General features: G+C 61.0%; 6 protein-coding genes. 2 read left to right on the top strand and 4 right to left on the bottom strand.

Going from position 1 to position 4,822, the window contains the following annotated elements; all coding sequences use genetic code 11:
• The first annotated feature begins 410 nt into the window (after window positions 1-410).
• A complete protein-coding gene (locus tag D2K64_RS26040; RefSeq protein WP_274379329.1) occupies window positions 411-542 on the top strand; it encodes a hypothetical protein in 132 nt (43 codons plus the stop codon).
• Window positions 543-800: 258 nt separating this feature from the next.
• Here D2K64_RS26040 and D2K64_RS22685 read toward each other — a convergent pair whose 3' ends face one another.
• Window positions 801-1,184, bottom strand: a complete 384-nt coding sequence (locus D2K64_RS22685; protein WP_120010652.1) for a hypothetical protein — start codon at window positions 1,182-1,184, stop codon at window positions 801-803.
• Entirely contained in the window at window positions 1,181-1,843 is a 663-nt protein-coding gene (locus D2K64_RS22690) for a ParA family protein (protein ID WP_120010653.1), read from the bottom strand. The genes D2K64_RS22685 and D2K64_RS22690 overlap by 4 nt, the downstream gene beginning before the upstream one ends.
• A gap of 474 nt (window positions 1,844-2,317) precedes the next feature.
• Here D2K64_RS22690 and D2K64_RS24785 point away from each other — a divergent pair, with 474 nt between their 5' ends.
• Window positions 2,318-2,506 (top strand): hypothetical protein, encoded by a 189-nt coding sequence (locus tag D2K64_RS24785; RefSeq protein ID WP_157986063.1) that lies wholly within the window; start codon window positions 2,318-2,320, stop codon window positions 2,504-2,506.
• A gap of 364 nt (window positions 2,507-2,870) precedes the next feature.
• On the opposite strand, the gene D2K64_RS22695 is transcribed toward D2K64_RS24785, so the two are convergent.
• Complete coding sequence (locus D2K64_RS22695; RefSeq protein ID WP_120010654.1) at window positions 2,871-3,206, bottom strand: hypothetical protein; 336 nt, start codon at window positions 3,204-3,206, stop codon at window positions 2,871-2,873.
• A gap of 428 nt (window positions 3,207-3,634) precedes the next feature.
• On the bottom strand, window positions 3,635-4,699 hold the full coding sequence (locus D2K64_RS22700) for a replication protein RepA (protein WP_238384383.1): 1,065 nt from the start codon (window positions 4,697-4,699) through the stop codon (window positions 3,635-3,637).
• Window positions 4,700-4,822 lie beyond the last annotated feature (123 nt).

Raw genomic sequence — 4,822 nt, forward strand, 5'->3', positions numbered from 1 at the left:
CGGGACCCATTCTTGGCAGCGGCTTTTTAGACCCTGTCGAGCTCCGGTTACGCGCCCCCGCCCGACAGGCGTACCGGCTGGCGGCGTCGGTTGAACCTCATGGGTCAGGTAGCTGTCGGCTTCAAGCGCACCCTCGAGTATCAACCCGGTGGTGACGTAGCGCCACAGGGTGACTGGGAGGCTCCCTACCCCCTCCACAGCAGGTCTCTTTAACCCGGTAATGCCTTCTTACCAGATCGCAGCGGGCGGATGCCCACCTTCAAGTCGAAGGACACTGTAACAGTTGGTTAGCGTGCGCTCGCACGAGTGGATTGCAGAATGCCTTGTTCTGGCGCGCGTATGTGGCTGCGACGTAGAATCAGCGCTGCCGGACGGGTGCGTTCTACCCCTACCCTGCTCGGAATCCCCTTATGCCTTTCTCGTTTCTGAACGCGATGCTGCTCGCGGTGTTCGCTGTCATCCTGGTCTTGCCGGTGTACCGAATCGCTGAGGCCTTCGGCAGCAAGGTGCAGCGACGTGGCGACGCCGGGTTCGTCGGCTAACGCCGGGAGCGACGGCGGCGGGTGCTCTGCGGATGGGGCTGGCTGCTCCGCTGATGGCGGCGATGGAGGGGTGAGTAGGAGCCGGCAATCGGGCGACCCAGCTTGGCCGCACCGTAACTCACCTCCCTGTCCCCGTGATCGTCCGGTCCGAGCCGTGGATGTCTGCCGCTGCTGCCCCCACTAGCGGTGAAACAGGAATGTCTCGCTGTCAAGAGGCAAAAAGGCGTCTTGTACAAGAAGAGAAATAGCAAGATTGCCTTATCGCCTGATGCGCCGGCGGTCCTTCACCAAATCGGCGCTATCTAGCCGGAAGCCCGCCGCGCCTAGCGCTTTCAGGATCAGGTAGGTCTTGGTCACCCCTTCCTCTGCCGCCCGGACCGCCAGTTCCTTGTCCAGATAGTTCGGGCAGTCAAAGCGCACACTGGTGAGCGGCGCCATCTGCGGAGGCGGAGGCGCGCTGGGGCGCAACGTCGGGCGGACAGCTTCCGCGGTAATCTGGGTATTGGAGCCATAGCGCTCGCCGATGGAGCGGGAGTTCGCCTCGATGGACTCGTCGGGCAATTCCGGACGCGGCTTCAGGTTTAACTCGACCTTCTTCCCAGCCTGCCGGATTTCATCGGTGATCGGGGGAAACTTGGTCATGCGGCCTCGGCTAATTGGGAGATGCGCTGGAGCAACTCGGCGGTGACGGCCGCCACGTTGGCCGACGCGGCGCTGGAGGGATCGATCTGCCGGGGCACCTTCCCGGTGATATGGATCTCGCGGAACGCGGCGCGCTCCATCATAGAGGCCTTCAGGATGGGCAGCGTCTCGTCGGCCTCGACCGACTGGCGGACATGACGGGCGCCGCGGCTCTCGAAGCCCGGCAGGATGCGCGTCCAGATAATGGCGCGCGCGATAGGGGTGCGCGACAACTCTTGCGCGTCGTCGATCTGCGCGATGGTCTTCATGGCCGCTTTTACGTCCGGCAAGGCAGCCTGCGTCGGTACCAGCACGAAGTGGCTGCGGTGCATGGCTTTGAGCGCAAGCGTCGAGGAGCCGCCGGGCAGATCGACGATGACGACCTCGCTTCCCGCCTCCGCCTTCCGCAGTTCGGCCAAGATATTGTCCTCGCGCACCCCGCCCACGATAGTAAGACCAGGGATGTCGGCCTTGCGCCCGAACGCTGCGGCCTGCTGGTTGACGTCGGTATCGAGAACGGTGACGCGGTAGCCGTCGAGGGCCAGTTCAGACGCGATCAGGATGGCCGTGGTGGTCTTCCCCGGGCCTCCCTTGTCGCTCGCGACGGAGATCGTTGCCATGAATGCCTTCCTGCATGAAAGCGATGCGGTAGAATGGCAGCAAAGCGATCTGGCAGCAATGCTTGGAAGTAGCGAGGCATTATGTACAAGACGCTTCGTTTTTTTAGTTTGGTGCTTTTATATCAACTACATAGAGCGTCTTCACTGCCTTGACGCTTCGAAGCGTTGTCGCTCGAAGGCGGCTTGTTAAGAAGGATATGTGGCGGGTTGGCCACATCGCAAGAACGCAGCATTATATGAGTGCCATGAAGTCAGGAACAAGAAAGGCAATCAGGCAGGAAAGCATCTTGTACAGAACTCAGCGAAGCCGAGAGACCGCGGCGGCCCGGTTTTTCGGTGTGGGCGGTCCGTGATGCAAGCACCGTGCGGAGTTCCCTCGACATGCTGAACGATGCAACCGGGTCCAAGCAGAAGGACAAGCCTTCGCGCGAGGCCCTCTAGGCGTCGTCTAGGGCCTACAAGCGCTCCACCTCCGTGCTTGCCGAAGCGGTCGGCACCGAGCCCAGCAGCGGGCAAGGTCTTCGAAGCGACTTCGAGATGACGGTTCTCAGAGCGCGGCAGAAGCTGGAAGCCGAGGTGAAGCAGACCCTAGCCAAAGAGAATTTCGCACCGAACCACCTGGTGCAATTCATGCGCCTCACCGTCGAACGTCATCCTAGATGACAGGGAGGACAAGATTCCGCGCGCTCGCCACAAGGCATTACAGGTTGGCGGCAGGAGACGTTCATTCGGATGGCAGCGTGAACCCGCAAGTCGTCGTGCCGCTCGATCCAGCACGGCGGTGGGCTCAACAACTTGGCAATGGCATCACGAGTTCTATCAGCCCGGCCTCGAATTTTTCGTCGTCGGGAGAGCGCATCTGCAAACTCGGCTGCGTCGGCTGGTGGCATCTCAGCCAGCCATCCTTCCAGGATCCAACGGCAGGCGCCGAACTCCGGCCAGGCCGCGCGGTCATAGAAGGCAAATAGGGGCTCCGACTGCCGGTGCGATGAGGCCTCGTTTCGGTCAATCGCGCTGAACAGCGGCATCAGGTGGTCGGATCCTTCCAGACGCTAGAGGCGTTTTTCGTGAGGCTATGCTCCAGGGCGGCTCGACCCATGAGCCGCAGCGTCTTCTTCTGGTTTTCCTTGCTCGGTCCGCGGGGTGGCTTGTAGTAGCGCCAGTGGTCGAAATACTCGCTCGTGGATGCCCCGTTGAGGTTAAGGCTCTCGGCGCCTTTCACCTTTGGCGGCGGCCGCAGGCTTTGGATCCCCTGAATATGCCGGTTGAGTTCGCTCAGGAACGTGCTGGGGATGAGCTTCTGAAACGAGGCGCCATGGATACGTAGCAGGGCCGCAAGCGCGCGGTAGTTCCCCGGCGTCAATGGTGGTGTTCACATAATACCACATGTCGACCCTGAACGGGATGTGAACCGGTGTCTCACCGACCGAGGTGAGCGAGAGCTCGTAGGCCTTGGGCTCCTGGTCCGGCTCTGGACCCTCCGGCCCAAAAGAGGCAGTCGAACTCTCTTCCATTGACCTTGTAGATGAACTGGTGCCGCTCAGTCGGGACCGTTGCCATCATCTCGTACAGCCGCCGCAAGCCACTCATCTGAATTTTGGCGTTCAAGCAGTTGACCCTTTCCTGCCCTTCCCTCGGTGGGCTTGGTTCGGCCCTCCACAGCGTGCGTGTGGCTTCAGTTCGGACTTTCGAGACGAGAAAGGACTCCCCAAGGCTCCGTTGTAGCAATCCTTAGCGACCCGCACATTTTCTTAGTCTGCTAGGGCTTGGTCGGCCGAACTTTTTGCACGCTCAGGCGGCCGGGAGAGCCTTGGCGCGCCGGGGAGTGGGTGAGGGGCGAAGGATGATACCGCTCTCAGTTAGCTGGAACTGTGCGGTCGGGTAGATGGATCGGGCAAGCTCCAGGTTTTCAGCGAAAGGCCGCTTGAAAAATCGCATCGTGGCGATTCCGGCGCCGAACTGTCGCCACAAGGCCGTCCAGGAGATCCTCGCGTCCTTCTCCAGTGCAGGCAGCCGATAGGCCAGCCAGAGATAGATATCGAGCGCCATAGGCGAATTGCGGATGCGGATTACGGCGTCTCGGTCGATTGGGACCGGGTGACGCTTCAACGATTCAAAGAAGGCCTTCGACAGCTTCAAACGTCGGATGAAAGTCCTGCCACCCGTGTCATACTCGAATGCCTCGACCAGTCGCTCGTTGATTTCCAGGCCCTTGGCGTCGGTCCCAATTCGGAAGGACACCTTACAGCGGACAATCTTCTCTAGTTGCTCCAGGGTCAGGTCCGCGACCTTGCCGCCATCAGGGAGGCCGAGCCGCCGGAGAGCGTCGTAGGCGGTCTCTCCAAGCTCCACAAAGGGGCTGTTGCGCTCCAAAGCCTCGGACTGAAGAGCTATGAGTACCATCCGGGCGTATGCCCCGTATGGCACTCCAATCCATGCAGTCGAGCCGTCGTTGAGTTTCCTCGAGCCCGCTTCAACCGTGATGTCGGCGTAGTCTGTCGAGATCCGCCAGAGATTCTCTTTGTCACCCTTCGGCTTGCGGTAGGGCAGGCCCAGCATGCACCAGCCGCTGTAAACATGCCCAGCCGCGAGTTCAGAGGTTGCTGAATCGAGCATAGCAGCCGCCTCAACCGCATCTGCCGCTACCGCGATGATGCGGCCGCCCCGTGGGCCTGCTAGGATATCGATGGGAGCTCGGCGACCTGGTTCCTTCTCGGCCTTGGAGGCATATGCTGCCGCTCCCCGACGCCCCTTGACGGCCAGGAGGTCGTGGACGGTGGCGGACGGACCCACCTCCTCGCCATCGTAGGTAACGTCAGTGAACAGATCCTGCTGTTTCTGTCGCCTCCGAGCCATCGGCCACCTCCATGTCGCTGACCCTCGGTTGGATCGGTGGAAGATGGAAGGCCGAACTTTATGCACGGACCTCTTCAATGCGTTTTTCCGTACCGCCCGAACTTTCAGCACAAAAAGCAATAG

This window comes from Teichococcus vastitatis, from assembly GCF_003604215.1.
Taxonomy (GTDB): Bacteria; Pseudomonadota; Alphaproteobacteria; order Acetobacterales; family Acetobacteraceae; genus Pseudoroseomonas; species Pseudoroseomonas vastitatis.